This window comes from Moraxella sp. FZFQ2102, assembly GCF_024137865.1.
Taxonomy (GTDB): domain Bacteria; phylum Pseudomonadota; class Gammaproteobacteria; order Pseudomonadales; family Moraxellaceae; genus Moraxella.
Genome location: NZ_CP099960.1, coordinates 458940 through 475855, shown reverse-complemented (window position 1 = coordinate 475855; position 16916 = coordinate 458940). Strand labels below are relative to the sequence as shown.

Annotated in this window: 17 protein-coding genes and 2 tRNA genes; 2 read left to right on the top strand and 17 right to left on the bottom strand. The window is 46.7% G+C overall.

Annotated features, from left to right (window positions below):
• The first annotated feature begins 257 nt into the window (after positions 1-257).
• A complete protein-coding gene (locus NGM44_RS02210; RefSeq protein WP_253224047.1) occupies positions 258-1265 on the top strand; it encodes a porin in 1008 nt (335 codons plus the stop codon).
• Positions 1266-1519: 254 nt separating this feature from the next.
• Here the strand turns inward: NGM44_RS02210 and argB are convergent, their stop codons facing one another.
• From argB to NGM44_RS02125, 17 genes are all read right to left on the bottom strand, one after another.
• Positions 1520-2416, bottom strand: a complete 897-nt coding sequence (gene argB, locus NGM44_RS02205; RefSeq protein ID WP_253224046.1) for an acetylglutamate kinase — start codon at positions 2414-2416, stop codon at positions 1520-1522.
• Between the two features lie 29 nt (positions 2417-2445).
• Positions 2446-2910 carry a dUTP diphosphatase gene (gene dut, locus NGM44_RS02200; protein ID WP_253224045.1) on the bottom strand — a complete coding sequence of 155 codons (465 nt, stop codon included), beginning with the start codon at positions 2908-2910 and terminating at the stop codon, positions 2446-2448.
• 217 nt (positions 2911-3127) lie between these two features.
• Positions 3128-3583 carry a protein-export chaperone SecB gene (gene secB, locus NGM44_RS02195; protein WP_253224044.1) on the bottom strand — a complete coding sequence of 152 codons (456 nt, stop codon included), beginning with the start codon at positions 3581-3583 and terminating at the stop codon, positions 3128-3130.
• Positions 3584-3615: 32 nt separating this feature from the next.
• Positions 3616-3873, bottom strand: coding sequence for a glutaredoxin 3 (grxC, locus tag NGM44_RS02190; RefSeq protein WP_253224043.1), 258 nt, complete (start codon positions 3871-3873; stop codon positions 3616-3618).
• A gap of 100 nt (positions 3874-3973) precedes the next feature.
• Entirely contained in the window at positions 3974-4387 is a 414-nt protein-coding gene (locus NGM44_RS02185; RefSeq protein WP_253224042.1) for a rhodanese-like domain-containing protein, read from the bottom strand.
• 86 nt (positions 4388-4473) lie between these two features.
• The gene (locus tag NGM44_RS02180; RefSeq protein WP_253224041.1) at positions 4474-4665 is read right to left on the bottom strand and encodes a hypothetical protein; all 192 of its coding nucleotides are present in this window, start codon (positions 4663-4665) and stop codon (positions 4474-4476) included.
• A gap of 3 nt (positions 4666-4668) precedes the next feature.
• Entirely contained in the window at positions 4669-5736 is a 1068-nt protein-coding gene (rsgA, locus tag NGM44_RS02175; RefSeq protein WP_253224040.1) for a ribosome small subunit-dependent GTPase A, read from the bottom strand.
• Positions 5737-5831: 95 nt separating this feature from the next.
• Positions 5832-6488: a LysE/ArgO family amino acid transporter gene (locus NGM44_RS02170; protein WP_253224039.1), complete on the bottom strand. Its 657-nt coding sequence runs from the start codon at positions 6486-6488 to the stop codon at positions 5832-5834.
• A 221-nt stretch (positions 6489-6709) separates the two neighbouring features.
• Positions 6710-6800: transfer RNA gene (locus NGM44_RS02165), tRNA-Ser, on the bottom strand.
• A gap of 40 nt (positions 6801-6840) precedes the next feature.
• Positions 6841-6931: transfer RNA gene (locus tag NGM44_RS02160), tRNA-Ser, on the bottom strand.
• 62 nt (positions 6932-6993) lie between these two features.
• Positions 6994-7716: a YdcF family protein gene (locus NGM44_RS02155; RefSeq protein WP_253224038.1), complete on the bottom strand. Its 723-nt coding sequence runs from the start codon at positions 7714-7716 to the stop codon at positions 6994-6996.
• A complete protein-coding gene (gene murB, locus NGM44_RS02150) occupies positions 7700-8761 on the bottom strand; it encodes a UDP-N-acetylmuramate dehydrogenase (protein ID WP_253224037.1) in 1062 nt (353 codons plus the stop codon). The genes NGM44_RS02155 and murB overlap by 17 nt, the downstream gene beginning before the upstream one ends.
• Positions 8762-8869: 108 nt before the next feature.
• A complete protein-coding gene (locus NGM44_RS02145) occupies positions 8870-9349 on the bottom strand; it encodes a low molecular weight protein-tyrosine-phosphatase (RefSeq protein WP_253224036.1) in 480 nt (159 codons plus the stop codon).
• 37 nt (positions 9350-9386) lie between these two features.
• Positions 9387-10469: a tRNA pseudouridine(13) synthase TruD gene (gene truD, locus NGM44_RS02140; RefSeq protein ID WP_253224035.1), complete on the bottom strand. Its 1083-nt coding sequence runs from the start codon at positions 10467-10469 to the stop codon at positions 9387-9389.
• Between the two features lie 36 nt (positions 10470-10505).
• Entirely contained in the window at positions 10506-11069 is a 564-nt protein-coding gene (locus NGM44_RS02135) for a DUF1543 domain-containing protein (protein ID WP_253224034.1), read from the bottom strand.
• Positions 11070-11091: 22 nt separating this feature from the next.
• Complete coding sequence (locus NGM44_RS02130) at positions 11092-12243, bottom strand: tetratricopeptide repeat protein (RefSeq protein ID WP_253224033.1); 1152 nt, start codon at positions 12241-12243, stop codon at positions 11092-11094.
• A gap of 42 nt (positions 12244-12285) precedes the next feature.
• The gene (locus NGM44_RS02125; RefSeq protein WP_253224032.1) at positions 12286-12906 is read right to left on the bottom strand and encodes a tetratricopeptide repeat protein; all 621 of its coding nucleotides are present in this window, start codon (positions 12904-12906) and stop codon (positions 12286-12288) included.
• 173 nt (positions 12907-13079) lie between these two features.
• Here NGM44_RS02125 and metH point away from each other — a divergent pair, with 173 nt between their 5' ends.
• Positions 13080-16841 (top strand): methionine synthase, encoded by a 3762-nt coding sequence (gene metH, locus NGM44_RS02120; RefSeq protein WP_253224031.1) that lies wholly within the window; start codon positions 13080-13082, stop codon positions 16839-16841.
• Positions 16842-16916 lie beyond the last annotated feature (75 nt).

Sequence of the window (16916 nt, the reverse complement as noted above, 5' to 3'; positions counted from 1 at the left end):
ATAAAATAATTTGTAAAAATCATCGCATCAAATGCGCAAAAGGTATTGCAAAATATTTCAAACTTGGTATTCTATAGACACAATATGAAGCTTGACTATCACGGATACTTCCATAATGTTGCTGAGTGTAACAGGATGCGATGGATGGTCAAATATAACAACCCAGATGTGAAGTGATGTCCTAGACATTATCAGCATCGAATTTACAAGTAGTCTTGTAGTGGACATCGATGTCCAAAACCTAAGTGGAGAAACCCATGAAAAAACTAGTTCTAGCATCAGCTGTTGCTGCATTGTCTATCACTGCTGCTCAAGCAGCACCAACCGTTTACGGTAAAGTCGTAATGACTGCTGATGTGGTTAATTCTGACCTTGAAGACAGCACTCGTACTACTTTGAACACACACGGTTCTCGTATCGGTGTTAAAGGTGCAGAAGCACTAACTGCTAACACTGACCTAGTTTACCAACTAGAATACCGCGTTCGCCCAGACAGCGACAAAGAAGCTAAGAAAAATCGTAACTTCGAACCACGCGATACTTTCATCGGTGTTTCTAACAAGCAATACGGTACGCTTCTAGCTGGTCGTCTATCTGCGATCGACGATCAAATCGACTACGCTGATGTGACTGTTGGTGGCGTTGTAGGCGGTGATGACCTACTAGTATCAATCAATGAACCACGCGCGAACAACGCATTTGCTTATATCTCACCAAGCTACAACGGCCTACAATTCCTAGGTATGTACGGTCTAGATGAGCTAGATGACACTCAGGGTGACCTAGGAGAAATCAAAACTGATGCATATGGTGTTGGTCTAAAATATGAGCCAGAAGCATACCCAGTACGCGCAGGTATTACTTACATCAGCACTGCAAACATCGCTGCTATCGACGACAAGAAATCATGGTTGCGCGTGTCTGGTGACTATAAAGTAACTCCAGCATTGACTGTTGGCGCACTATACCAAAACACTGACCATGCAACTGATGACAACGAAAACGGTTACACGCTAAGTGCTAAATACAAGACCCAAACTCCATGGTCTGTATATGGTCAGCTAGACTATGTTGATAACTATTCAGGTGTTGCTGATGACAAGCGTCAACGCGCTCTAGTTGGTGCTGAGTATGCGTTCAACAAAGCAGCAACTGGTCACATCTACACTGGCTACCTAAAAGATGAAATCACTAACGACAAAACAAAAGTTCGTGCAACAGACAAGCAATTCGGCGTAGGTGCTGGTCTAGAGTACAACTTCTAATCTAAAGAAGTTATCTTGATCAAAAAAAGCTCATCTGAAAAGATGGGCTTTTTTATTGGGATTGGTATCAGTGTAGGTTGCGTTCTACGCACCATTAAAATACCCAATGCATCAATTCCCAAACAATCTTTGCAAAATTTATTATAAAATCAAACATCTTCGGTGAAAAGGTGCGGATACCGCACTCTACATCCCATACTGCCCATAAAAACAAAAGCCCACCAACTGGCAGGCTTTTATCATTTATCCCAAGCTTATTTATCGCGTAAAATCTGCGTACCCACACCTTCTTCGGTGAAGATCTCAAGCAAGCACGCGTGCGGTACACGACCATCGACGATGGTGGCACTGCGCAGACCTGCCTTGACAGCATCGAGTGCGCCTGCGATTTTTGGAATCATACCGCCGGAGATCGTACCATCTGCGATCAGATTATCGACATCTTCAGCAGACAGATGGGTCAGTACTTCGCCTTCTTTATTCAGCACGCCTTTGATGTTGGTCAGCAGTAGTAGGCGTTCAGCACCGAGAAACTCTGCCACACGGCTTGCCACAAGGTCGGCATTGATATTGTAGCTATGACCATTGGCATCGACACCCAGTGGCGCGATCACAGGGATGAAGTCGGTAGCGATCAGCATATCAATAACTTCTTTATTGACGGATTCGACTTCACCGACGAAGCCTAAGTCCACCGCTTGTGGACGACCTTCATCGTCGATTTTTTGCATATAGAGCTTTTTGGCGCGGATCAGGTTGGCATCTTTGCCTGTCATGCCGATGGCTTTACCACCGTGCTTGTTGATCAGGCTGACGATGGATTTGTTCACCTGACCGCCCAGCACCATCTCGACCACATCCATCGTGGCTTTATCGGTGACACGCATTCCATCGATCCGTTCAGATTCACGGCCAAGTTCTGAGAGTAGACTATCTACTTGTGGGCCACCGCCATGCACGACGACAGGATGGATACCGACGGTTTTTAGTAGGACGATATCGCGCGCGAACGAGCTTTCGAGTACAGGATCGGTCATGGCATTGCCACCGTATTTGATGACGATCAGTTTATCCTTGTATTTTTGGATATACGGCAGGGCGGTGGTGATGACTTCGGCGGTGAGTTTGGCTTCATCGAGAGTAAGTGACATGGTATTTCCTTATTTACAAGCAGTGAAAATTATAGGCGACCTGATGAGCCGAAACCGCCAGCACCGCGTGCGCTGACATCGGTAAACTCATCGACAATCTCAAAGCTGGGGCGCGCCACAGGTACGACGACATACTGCGCCATACGCTCGGCAGGCTCAAGCACAAAATCGGTGCTGCTGCGATTCCAGACGCTGACCATCAGCTCACCTTGATAATCGGCATCGATCAGACCCACAAGATTACCCAAGACGATGCCATGCTTATGACCCAGTCCTGAGCGCGGCAGGATCAGACCGGCGAAGTTTGGATCGGCGATATAGATCGACAGACCTGTGCCGATAAGCTTAGTTTCGCCTGCTTTGATGGTGATTGGAGCATCGATGCAGGCGCGCAGATCGATGCCTGCCGAGCCGTCGGTGGCGCGAGTTGGTAGGGGGAATGCAGGATCTTGACCGATTTTTGGATTTAGGATTTTGACTTGGACGCTGTTCATGGGTTGCCTTTATTATGGTGAAAATCAGTTAAAGTTATCAAAAATAAGCCACAATTGCAATGGGTTTACACAATAAATTATGGTCTATAAAATTCAGACGATAAAAAAGCCCGAAAATTAATCCGAGCTTTATAAGGTCTATAAATTTGAAATAAAACTTAAGCCAAACTCACTCGTTTTCCTTGCCTTATTTCAAATTGGTTTGACCATAAATGGCTTATGCCTTACCTTCAGCATCTTCACCTTGGGCTTCTAGCTGGCTTTGTAAGAAAGCTTGTTCGAAGTTCACTGGTGCAAGCAGTAGCTGTGGGAAGCTGCCGCGGCTGACCACATCGCTGATCACTTCACGCGCGTATGGGAACAGGATATTTGGGCAGTAGGCTTGTAGCAGGTGTGGCATATCGTCTTCTGGGATATTTTTTAGAAGGAAGATGCCTGCTTGCTGCACTTCAGCGATGAATGCCACGCTGTCTTCTAGTTTGGCGGTGACGCTGACAGTTAGCACAACTTCTTTATAGTCTTCATCAAGATCGGTGACGCTTGCAGCGATGTTGATGTCGGTTTCTGGTTTCCATTGCTTGGTGAAGACATCGACGCTTGGCACTTCAAATGAAATGTCTTTGGTATAAATGCGCTCAAGACCTAGTTGCGGTTGGTTCAATTCGTCTGACATGGATTGCTCCTTAATTTGAAAAATTTGAAAAATTAGCCCAGCATTTCGTCCAGTTTGCCTTCTTGGTTCAGCTTGTTTAGCTGATCAAAACCGCCAACGAAAGTCTCACCGATGAAAATCTGCGGCACGGTGCGATAGCCATTGGTCTTAGCTGATAGGGCTTGACGCTCTTCGGTGGTCAAATCGTACATACTGATTTCGTCAAATGCCACGCCTTTATTGGTCAAAAGCTGCTTAGCATTGGTGCAGTATGGGCATACTGGGGTGGTGTAGATGGTGACTTGTGTCATAATTTACTCGTAGTTGTCTTAAAAATCCAATCGTGATAACGCTTTGATGGGGATGATTTGCCATCATTTCAAGGGCGGCTTAAGGGTAGTGCAAAGTGGATTATTTTTTCTTCGCACCGACCAATGGCAAGCCAGCAGCTTGATAGCCTTGGATGCCGCCTTCTAGTCGCATGAAGTTCGGGCGTGCGATCAGCTGCACCGCTGCACCTGCTTGGATGCCGATGTCGCAGACGATGATGACAGGTACTTCGATGGCTTGCAGCTCGGTTAGGCGGTTTTTAAGCTCGGTGAATGGGATATTTTCACTGCCTGTGATATGTCCTGTGGCGAATTTGTTGGCAGGGCGGATGTCGATGATGCGCGCGTTTTGGTTATTGACCAACAGACCAACTTCGCTTGGTGGTACTTTGCGGCCGCTGCGTTTACCTTCGATGGCAAAAAAGGCGATGGCAAGTACAATTAATAGACCGAATAAAAATGGGTGATTGCCCACAAATTCAAACCAGCGTTCCAAGGATTTTCTCCATCAAAATAAAATTCAAACACTTATTATATCGTGAAATGGGGGCGATTGCACTTGTTTTGTGGTTTGTGGTGATATTATTGTTTTTGCGGTTTTAATAGCCGAAAGTGTTTTGATACAGCAGCACGGGTATTAGCTCGATATATCTCTAGACTATAAAAAGTGGCTTTGCCTTGTTCGATGCGTGCCAATCTTTCATCCAGTAGCTGATCCAAATCAGTTTGTTGGATGTGATGATTGTTGTGCTTTTTAATGATTGAATTTGGCAAAATCTATTTCCCCGACGGCTTGACCGCTGACTGTCCGTTTTTGGCTTCATCGATCAGTAGCGTCAAGCTTTCAATGCGTCGCGGTAGCACTTCTCCTGCGTCCGCTGCCGCCCAAAATGCACAGCCTTTGGCGTTTTTTTGGTGATTGCAATCGCGAAATTGACAACTGCCAACCAGCTCATTGAGTTCATCAAACCCTGCCAAAATATCATCCGCAGACAGATGCCAGATGCCATATTCGCGAATCCCAGGGGTGTCGATGATACCGCCAGCAGCAAGGTTTTGTGTGTCATAGGCAAGTAGGCGGCTTGTGGTGGTGGTATGCTGACCTAATTGCGAGTTTACCGAGATGATGTTAGTGGCTTGCTGCGCGTCGGGCAGTAGTGCGTTAATCAGGCTGGATTTGCCCACGCCTGACTGACCTGCGAAGATGGATAATTTGCCATCAATGTGCTGTTTAAGCGCATCCAATCCTGTCTGTGTGGTGCTGGATGTGGTGATGACACTAAAGCCGTATTTCTCGCCAAGTGCTTGATATTCTTCGATAATTTGCATGGCATCGGCATGATCTACCAACAGATCCGCTTTATTCATCACCAGTAGCGGTGTGATGTCATTGAGCCGCGCGATCAAAAGATAGCGATCAATCAGATTTACCGCAGGCTTTGGTAGGGGTGCAAAGACAATCACCAGCACATCGACATTCGCCGCCACGGGCTTGACCTTATGATAGCGATCAGGGCGGGTGATCAGACGCGTGCGCTCGCACAGGCGTTCGATACGCCCAAGGTTTGCCGTGGTATCTAGGCTAAACTGCACCGTATCACCCGTGGCAAGCATCGGCAGATTGGTGCGTGTATGACATCGCCAGATCGCCCCAAGCGTGATGGCGTCGCTTGGATGATCAGGCAAAATCTGCGGCAGCGCGGTAATCTGCACATCGAGCTGTTTGCCAAAATGCGAGATAATCACCCCAGTGGCAAGCGTGCCATCATCGACTTGGGTGAGTTGGTTTTGCTCGATTTGGCGAGCTTGGCGTTTGGTGATTTTGCGACCGCGAATCAGCGACATAAGAGGTTAATTTTCCAAAAAAAATAAAAGCACTGTAGCACAAAAGACTGAAGTCAGCAAGCTCAATCAATCGAACAAGTGCGTTTGATGCAGTATTATTTCAAAGTTGGCAGATTGTACAATTCACAGGCATAGATGGCAAGGCTGAGCGCAATGCCCCACATGATGAGTGCGATGATGGCATCAAGCACGCGCCAAGTGCTTGGATTTTTGAATAATGGCGTCAATAATCGTGCGCCATAGCCCAAGCCAAAAAACCACACCGCCGAGATGATGAGCGCACCTGCCAAAAAAGCGATTTTTTGTTCGAAATTCAGCGTCCCTGCCACACCGCCGATGATGACTACTGTGTCCAGATATACATGCGGATTGAGCAGGGTTAGGGCAAGTGTCGTGCCAATGGTAGCAACTAAACTTGCCTTGGGTGTGGTATCATCCAGTGCAAGGCTACTACCGCCGCTGATCGCCGAGCGCATGGCGCGAAATCCATATACCGCCAAAAACAGCGCGCCAACCACCGCAAGCGCAATCGTCGCGATCGGGCTTTGGCTGATCAATGATCCAAAGCCAAGCACGCCAAAACTCATCAAGACAAAATCGCACAAAAAACAGGTCAAAGCCACCCAAAAGATGTGGTTTTTTAATAAGCCTTGCTTAAGCACAAAGGCATTTTGCGCACCGATGGCGATGATTAGACCACCTGAGACCACCAAGCCTTTGATAAATGTAGGAAAAAGCGCTGCATCTAGCATAATTTTGATCAATCCGTGTTTGTATCAATCAGCCCAAGTCATCCATCCTATATTTATTAAGAAACTTGATGTGAACGGGTGCATCGCATACGCTCATGATATACCAAGTTTTGTGAATTTATAAAAGCAGGATGTGGCTTGTGATAATTGACTGTAAATTTCAACCAAACATTTTTAGCATAACAAAATCGCCCCAATCAAGCGAAAGAGGCGATCAATAATGGCGGAAGCTGAGAGATTCGAACTCTCGGTGGGCTATAAACCCACGCCGGTTTTCAAGACCGGTGCATTCAACCGCTCTGCCAAGCTTCCTAAAGCGGTCTATTGTCAATTGACAATGATAAAAAAATAATGGCGGAAGCTGAGAGATTCGAACTCTCGGTGGGCTATAAACCCACGCCGGTTTTCAAGACCGGTGCATTCAACCGCTCTGCCAAGCTTCCAATGCGTCGTATTATAGCCGAATTTTTCTTAAATGCAAGCATTTTTTTATAAAATTATCACATTAAAAGAATAACTTGGGCTTGCGTCTGGGGGTGCTGATCTCTTCAATGCTGATGGCGTCAGCAGTGCGGCAGTTTTCTTGGGGGGCGAAAATATCGCGTGCCAATGCCACCATCTCATAGACGGTGCGGCGCGTGTGGATGAGATTATCCTTGGGGTGTAGCCAGCTTGGGGCGATGGCAAGCGGTGCAGGATTGGCGATGGTGGCGATACCTGCTTTGGCAAACTGGCGGCGTGCGCGTGCCATGTGATAGCGATCCGTGACCAAATAGGCAGTTTTTGGCAGTTCGTGATAATTAAGCAGCTTGGCGGTGAAGTTGGCATTTTCGCAAGTATTCATACTTGCGTTGTCGCTTAAGATCACCACATTGGCATCTTGCTCAACCAGATAATCACGCAGCCACGGCGATTCTGCGCCACTTGTGATGATGGGCATCGACTCTGTGTTGTATTGCTTGAGTGCTTGATCGGCGCGGCTTTGGCTGTAGTGATTGAGCGTGATTTTGCCTGCGCTATTGCGCGTAAGCCCACCACCAAGCACGATGATGGCGGTGGGCTTGTCATCGACTTGAGGTAGGGTGATGGCAGGATATAGGTTTAATAGTCCTGTGCCAACGGTGGCAAAAATCGGCGTCACTGTCGAAAGTGCGCCAATCGCGGTGCATAGACCTGCCACGCCTAGCCATTTGACGGCTTTTGGCAAGGGTTTATGCGTAGCTGCCATCGGCATTCACCCACACAGGCTCACGCACCAAACGAATGCCAAAACTGTCTTCAACGCTTTGAATGATAAAATCTTGTGCAGCTTTGATGTCATCTTGGGTGGCGGTCAGCGGTGCATGATTGGTCAGTACAAGGGCTTGTTTGGCATGAGTGAGAATTGGCTCGATGCCTTTGCCTTTGAGTCCTGTTTGGTCAATGAGCCAACCTGCTGGCACTTTAGTCTCATCTTCACTGACTGGATAAAATGGCATATCAGGATAGTCTTTTTGGATTTCTCGAAATAGACTGCTTGAGATGACAGGATTTTGGAAAAATGATCCGCAGTTTGGCAGTGTCGCAGGGTCAGGCAGTTTTGATTGGCGAATAAAAATCACCGCCTGATAGACATCCATCGGGCTGATGCTGTCACGCTGATTTGCTTCGGCAAGCATCTGTGCCTGTGCGTGCAAATCGCCATAGCCTGTGCGAGTGCGTGTCGCATCTTTGTGTAGGCGTAGGGTGATAGCGGTAATCAAATAGCGGTTTGGTTCATCTTTAAAGATACTGTGGCGATAGCCAAAATGACATTCATCACGGCTTAGGGTGTGAAATTCACCTGTCGCCCATTCATAGACTTGGACGCTGTGAAGCACATCTTCGAGCTGCACCCCATAAGCACCGATATTTTGGACTGGTGCAGCACCTGCCAATCCGGGAATCAAGGCGAGATTTTCGAGTCCATACCAGCCTTGCTGTGTGCAGTCACTGACCAGCTGATGCCAGTTTTCGCCTGCCATCACTTCAAGCAGGATATGCTCATCGGACTCATCAATGATACGCTTGCCCATCATGCGTGGCAAAATGACTGTGGCGTCAAGTGTGCTTGGTAGTAGCACATTACTGCCACCAGATAGCACAAACCAACGATCGCCAAGCTCAAGCTTGGGCAATGCATCAACATCATGGATGATGATGGCGGTATCTGCCACACAGCGTAGTGCCATGGTGTTTAGATGGGATAGATCGTAGTGATGAAAAACTTGATGGCTGATAGGAGTATCTGACATGATCGCAACTTAAATATATGAATCGCTCGGGTGTATCCGCAAGCATTTTAGCCATTATAATGGCTTGCTATCTGCCTGTAAATAGTCGCCCTTAAATAATAACAAATCTCATATACGGTGTTGCCACGCGATCAGGTGCTGATCAGCCACCAATTCTAAATGCGCATACATCGCCACAAAATCAGACTCATCCCCATAATAAGGATCGGCGACAGCTTTGCCAGTTGGATCAAATAGCTGCAAGCGTGCCACCGTGCGACCATCTGCAAGCTGTTCGGCTTGGGTGCGTAGTTTGCTTAAATTTGCCAAATTACTCCCATCCATCGCAAAGATGAGTTCAAACTCATAAAAGTCCGCCACGCTGATCTGTCTGGCTCTTAAGCTTGATAAATCATAGCCTAGAGACCGACCAACTTTGATACTGCGAGTGTCAGGCGGATTGCCTGTGTGGTAATTGGCGGTGCCTGCTGAGTCTAGGTGTATGGGTAGGCGAGCATTGGCAATTTTGGTCGTCATCACCGCTTCAGCAGCAGGTGATCGGCAGATATTGCCAAGACAAACAAATAAAATACTGCTAGGATAAGTCATAAATCTTCTCAATCATCAATGTGAAATCTTGTGCTTGTCATGCATCTGGTGTGTCTGGTGACGATGATCCCATCACCAACTCATCCACCAAAGCCGATAGCACGACTGTGGCAAATGCCCCCTTTGGTAGTTCAAAATTCAGCACCAACGACGCATCATCTGCCCAGTACCAAGTAAGTAGCCGCACCAATAGGCGTAAGGGGCGATAGCTCATTTTGGCATCAATCTTCAGCAGTCCTTGGTAAAATACGGTAAATTCATCCCGACCAAGCACGCCATCATACAGTGCGGCTGCATCAGCAGTATGCTTGGGCGTACCTGTGCCAAACAGTGGAGCGGTGGGGTGAATATCACAAGTTCTCAGGCGAGTGCGGATGTCATCATCGATATCAGCGACAAAAATCGAGCCTGTGCCATCCAGATTAAATACATCACCATCGATCGCCGTCTGCCAGCTGTCATCTGCCACACGAGCATCCAGCATGGCATTGAACAGCACACTGCGAGCGGTCGAGATCAGTAGGCTGTCACGATGAGCGGTTTTTTTATTTGGGCGGTAGGGCTTGGGCGTGGCTAGGATTTTTTCAAAAAACCCCTGAGCCTTTTGGATATTGCCCTGATCATTGCCAAATCGCTGTTCGCCAAAATAGTTTGGCACGCCACTGGTTTTGATTTGATTGAGTCTATCATCGATGGCGGTTTTATCGCCTGTGATGGCGTGTAGGGTGATGATGAAGTGATTGGATTTGTGCGTACCACGACCTAGCTTGCGACTGTGCCACACTTGCTCGCTGATGTGGACGGACTCACCATCGTGCAGATGTGGCTTGATAAAGTCAGTAAATGGCACACTCGGCACCGCCTTGGTCGGTAGGCGAATACTGAACCACTGATGGGTGATGGCGTGGCGGTCTTTTAGCCCCGAATAGCCGACATCTGCCGTAGGTACGCCTGTCCAGTCAGCCAGTAGCCGTGCGACATAGGCGGTGTTTAGATTGATTTTGGTGATGTATAACCACAGATGTTCGCCATCGTGGGTGTGCTCGATGGCAAGCTGTTCGGTGACGATAAAGTCGGCAGGCGCGGCTTTATAAATAGCGTGTCGGATAGGGCGGGTCATGGTGTCGCTCAGTAAAATATCTTTGCCACCATTGTATCACACAAACATCTTCTTCGGCAGATAGCCAATCACCATCTCATCAGGGGTAGCTGTACGATCTGTAGTGATACGCAGACGGTAGCGGTCTTTGAACGCTTGGGGTAGCACATCACTGACATTGTGAATCTCGTCAATATCCACGCCATATTTATCATCGATATGCGATGTCGCCCGAGTATTAGCAATATTAAATTCTTGATAAAACTCGCTTTGCTTGGCGATGGCGGTCGCTTGGTGGATGCTATCGGCGACGATGAGTAGCTTGTGATGATATTCTTCAAAGTGATTGGGCTTGTAGCCACCGAGATTGACAAAGTACAGCTGTTTGCCAGATGGTACATCAGGCGTACTGTGCTTATCGATGACTTCGATGCGATAGCCATCGACGGCGGTGACTGTGCGATAGGCATCCAAGTGCCAAATGTCCTTAATCTCGACCCAAGCCGATTCAAAATGCGGTATTAATTCATGCACTTCATTGGCAATTCCAAAGAAAATATCGTGCTGCTCAATCAGCCGACCCTTTGGTGTAGCACCGATTTTTAGCATATATAGATACATGGTTTACCTTTAAATAGTTTTTTTAATAACCCTGTTGGTTTAACTCACGATACTTATCACAGCCTTTTTGATAGCCGTTATCACAGGCTTTGCCATACCAGTCTTTGGCAGTGGTTTTGTTTTGGCGGACACTCCATCCATTGGAGTGCATATTGCCAATATTGTACTGGGCGGTGGCATTATTTTGAGCAGCAGCTTTGGCATACCAATTAAAGGCTTGTTTATAATCTTGGCGGACGCCATAACCTTTTTCGTACATATTGCCTAAATTTACCTGAGCATTTGCATGTCCTTGATTGGCGGATTGCTTGTACCAATGCACTGCTTGATGATAATCTTGATGCACGCCATGACCTTCGTAGTACATTAGTCCAAGATTGTATTGAGCTGCATAATCTCCTTGACTGCCTGCCATAATGTACCATTCTATGGCTTTTTGATAGTCTTGACTTACGCCATAGCCGTTTCCATACATAAAACCAAGATTGTTTTGAGCTTCTACATGTCCTTGATTAGCGGCTTTGGTGTACCATTCAATTGCCTTTTGATAGTCTCGTTGAATACCTTCACCTTCATAATACATCACCCCAAGATTATATTGTGCGTCAGCAATTCCTTGATTAGCTGCTTTGGCATACCACTGCACCGCCTGATAATAGTCTTGATGTACGCCATAACCATTGTCGTACATCACGCCAAGATTGTATTGAGCATTAGCATCTTCTTGATTGGCGGATTTGGTGTACCATTCTATGGCTTTATTGTAATCTTGATGCACTCCATAGCCTTTTTCATACATCACTCCAAGATTGTATTGAGCGCTAGCATATCCTTGATTGGCAGATTTTCTGTACCATTGTACCGCTTTATGATAATCAACAGGTGTGCCTTGACCGTTTTTAAACATAACACCAAGATTGTACTGAGCACCAGCATTCCCTTGTTCGGCAGATTTGGTGTACCATTCGAGTGCTTTATTGTAATCTTGATTTACGCCATAGCCCATATCGTACATATAGCCAAGTTCTAGTTGTGCTTTGCTATCCCCTTGTTCCGCCGCTTGACTAAAATATGTAAATGCTTGACGATAACCATCATCAGTGTCAAGATTGTAATAATACAAGCCTTGCTCATAGGCGGTATTCGCCACCGCTGATAAAGAAAGTGTTAGCATTGCGAGCAATATTGACAATTTTTTCATCAGAAATTCACCTTTTTAATAGCCTTGCTGCTTTAACTCACGATATTCATCACAGCCACGCTGATTACCGTTATCACAAGCTTTGCCATACCATTCTTTGGCGATAGCAACATTGGCTTTGTTGCGAGCATCATAAGAAAGAATAAAATCACCAAGATTGGCTTGTGCAACGGCATTACCATTTTTTGCTGACAAAGTGTATAAGTGTCTAGATTGCTTTAGGTCTTGACGCACACCGCAGCCATATTCATACAGATATGCTAGATTGTTTTGAGCAGATGGATTTTCTTGCTCGACGGATTTTTTGTACCAAGTAGCTGCTTGATGGTTTTCGCCATGACTTTGATAATAAAACCCGAGCTCATTTTGAGCGAATGAATTACCAAGATTTGCATCATTAATGAAGCTTTCCAATTCATCTTGAGTATAAGAAATGGGATTTTTGGGTGAACAATTTGTTTTCTTTATATTGGGTAGGGTAGCAGAGCTAGCTATTAAGCTTGTAATTGCAGCATCAATATCTATATCAGGTGTTGATGTCACATAAGCAGTATTTGACTTAAAATAATTCTGCGGTTGTGCCCATGAAGTGAGCGGTAGAATCAATAAACCCAAACCAATTAAGATGGTATTCACAAACTATCCTTATTTATCCTTGAAATATGGGTAATAGTATAGCAATATTTCTATGCTGAAACAATTGGTTGGTAGTTAATATTACTTCGACAAAAATTACAAAAACTTAGCCATCATCACAGCATAAAACTGCTATAATAAGCCCATTTTATTTGCCAAATTTTGGATAACTTATGAGCGTATCAGCCAATAACAACACTACTCACAAACCGCACAATCCTGATAATTTTATTCGCACGCCACAGGGCGAATTTGCCCATCGTGATACCCAAAGCACCAATAAAGCACGCTTGACAGAGCTTTTGAAACAGCGGATTTTATTTCTTGATGGGGCGATGGGGACAGAGATTCAGAACTATAAACTCACCGAAAGCGACTATCGTGGCACTCGTTTTGCTGATATACCTAACGATGTCAAGGGTAATAATGACCTGCTCGTACTGACACAGCCTGACATCATCAGTGCGATTCATAGAAGTTATCTGGAAGCTGGCTCAGACATCATCGAGACCAACAGCTTTAATGGTACGCAGATCTCGATGGCGGATTATCACATGGAGCATCTGACCTATGAGATCAACCGTGAAGCCGCTCGCCTAGCCCGCCTAGCTTGTGATGAATACAACGCCAAAACGCCTGATAAGCCACGCTTTGTGGCAGGTGTCATCGGTCCAACTTCTCGCACTTGTTCCATCTCACCCGATGTCAATGACCCTGCGTTTCGTAATGTGACCTTTGATGAGCTCGTGGACAACTACACCGAAAGTACGCTGGCACTGATTGACGGTGGGGCGGACATTATTTTGATTGAGACGGTGTTTGACACCCTAAACGCCAAGGCGGCGATTTTTGCGGTGACGGGCGTATTTGAGATGATTGGCTTTGAGCTGCCGATTATGATCAGTGGTACGATTACCGACGCATCAGGGCGGACGCTGTCAGGGCAGACGGCAGAAGCGTTTTATAACTCAGTCCGTCATGCTAAGCCCATCTCTATCGGCTTTAACTGTGCTTTGGGGGCGGATGCACTCAAGCCTCATATCCAAAGCCTATCTGATGTCTGTGAGACCTTTGTGTCAGCACACCCCAACGCAGGCTTGCCGAACGAATTTGGCGAATATGACGAAACGGCCACCGAGACCGCCACGATGGTGCAAGGCTTTGCCAAAGCAGGGATTGTCAATATCGTCGGTGGCTGCTGTGGCACGACACCTGAACATATCCGCACGATTGTTGAGATGGTATCACCGCACGCACCACGAGCCATTCCTGAGTACAAGCCTGCTTGCCGTCTGTCGGGGCTAGAAGCCTTTAACATCACTCGTGATAGCTTATTTGTCAATGTCGGTGAGCGTACCAATGTTACAGGCTCCAAAAAATTCTTGCGACTGATCAAAAACGAAGAATACAGCGAGGCACTCGATGTCGCCCGAGACCAAGTAGAAGGCGGTGCTCAGGTCGTGGACATCAACATGGACGAAGCGATGCTTGATAGTAAGCAGGCGATGATTCATTTTGTCAATCTGATTGCGTCCGAGCCTGACATCAGCCGAGTGCCACTGATGATTGATTCATCAAAATGGGACATTATCGAAGCAGGTCTCAAATGTACGCAAGGCAAGGCGATTGTCAATTCTATCTCATTAAAAGAAGGCTATGATGAATTTGTCGCCAAGGCTCGCCTATGTATGCGATACGGGGCGGCGGTGATTGTCATGGCGTTTGATGAAGTCGGTCAAGCGGACACCGAAGCACGCAAGATTGAGATTTGTAAACGCAGTTATGATATTTTGGTTGATGAAGTGGGTTTTCCATCCGAAGACATCATCTTTGACCCGAACATCTTTGCGGTCGCCACAGGTATCGAAGAGCATAACAACTACGGCGTGGACTTTATCAAAGCGACCAAATGGATTACCGATAATCTGCCTAATGCGATGGTATCAGGCGGTGTGTCCAATGTGTCGTTTAGTTTCCGTGGTAATCCGATTCGTGAAGCGATTCATGCGGTGTTCTTGTACCATGCCATCAATAACGGCATGACGATGGGTATCGTCAATCCTGCAATGCTCGAGCTGTATGATGAGATTGAGCCATCTGCTCGTGATGCTATTGAAGATGTGATTTTAAACCGTAATAACGACAACAACGAAGCGACAGAGAAGCTGCTTGAAGTTGCCGAAAATTATCATTCAGGCGACAAAGCCAAATCAGGCGGTGCTGACCTAGCATGGCGTGAAGACACGGTAGAAAAACGCATTGAATATGCCCTAGTCAAAGGTATCACTACCTATATTGATGAGGACACCGAAGAAGCTCGCCAAAAATACCCACGACCGCTTGATGTCATCGAAGGGCCTTTGATGGACGGCATGAATGTGGTAGGGGATTTGTTCGGTGCAGGTAAGATGTTCTTGCCACAAGTGGTTAAATCGGCTCGTGTGATGAAACAAGCCGTCGCATGGTTAAATCCGTACATCGAAGCCGAAAAGGTCGCAGGCGAGTCCAAGGGTAAAATCCTGATGGCGACCGTCAAAGGCGATGTGCATGACATCGGCAAAAATATCGTCGGCGTGGTCTTGGGCTGTAACGGCTATGAGATTATTGACCTAGGCGTGATGGTGCCGTGCGAGAAGATTTTGCAAGTGGCTCGTGACGAGAATGTGGACATCATCGGATTGTCAGGACTGATTACCCCGAGCCTTGATGAGATGGTCTATGTCGCCAAACAAATGCAGGAGCAAAGCTTTAAGCTGCCGCTCTTGATCGGTGGTGCGACCACGAGTAAAGCACATACGGCGGTCAAGATCGAACCCAATTACCAAAATGACATCGTCGTCTATGTGGCGGATGCCAGCCGTGCTGTCGGTGTGGCGACGACCTTATTATCCAAGGATAAGCGTGGCGAGTTCATTGATGAGATTCGTGCAGAATACAGCGAAGTGCGTGAACGCCTAGCCAATCGTAAGCCAAAAGGGGCGAAGCTCAGCTATGAGCAGTCGATTGCCGAAGGTTTTCAATACGACTGGGATAGTTATACACCGCCAGTACCAAATACGCTTGGGCAGGTGGTGCTTGATGATTATCCGCTTGAAAACTTGTTGCCGTATATTGACTGGACGCCGTTTTTTATCTCATGGGGATTGGTTGGTAAATATCCAAAAATCTTTGATGATGAAGTGGTCGGCGCAGAAGCCCGTGATTTGTACGCCAATGCAACAGCAATGATTGATAAGCTGATCAAAGAAAAACTGGTTACTGCCAAAGCGGTATTTCGCCTAGCCAAGGCACAACGCAGTGCACCTGACACCGTCGCCGTCTATGATGAAGCAGGTCAAGCGGTTCAGTACTTTGAACACTTACGCCAACAAAGCGACAAAGTCACAGGCAAGCCAAATTATAGTCTGGCTGACTTTATCTCGCCAAATGGTGATGATTATTTGGGCGGCTTTACCGTGTCTATCTTTGGTGCTGAAGAGCTTGCCAATGAGTATAAGGCAAAAGGCGATGACTATAATGCCATCATGGTGCAGGCAGTGTGCGACCGCTTTGCCGAAAGCTTTGCCGAGCATCTACATGAACTGATTCGCAAAGACTACTGGGGCTATCAAGCGGATGAAAATTTAAGCAATGAAGAGCTGATTAAAGAGCAATATGTCGGCATTCGTCCCGCACCGGGTTATCCTGCCTGTCCTGAGCATACCGAAAAAGGTAAGCTGTTTGACTGGCTGGACACTACCAACGCCATCGGCACTTATCTCACCGAAAGCTATGCTATGTGGCCACCATCTAGCGTATCAGGTTTTTATTATAGTCACCCTGACAGCACCTATTTTAATGTCGGTAAAATCAGCACCGACCAATTAGAAGACTATGCACGCCGTAAGGGTTGGGATATCAAGACCGCTGAGAAGTGGCTAAATCCGAATCTGTGATGATGTGATTTAAACTCATAAAAATCCGCTTGTTGGGCTTAAGCTTTGCAAGCGGATTTTTTCTAATTGACCAAA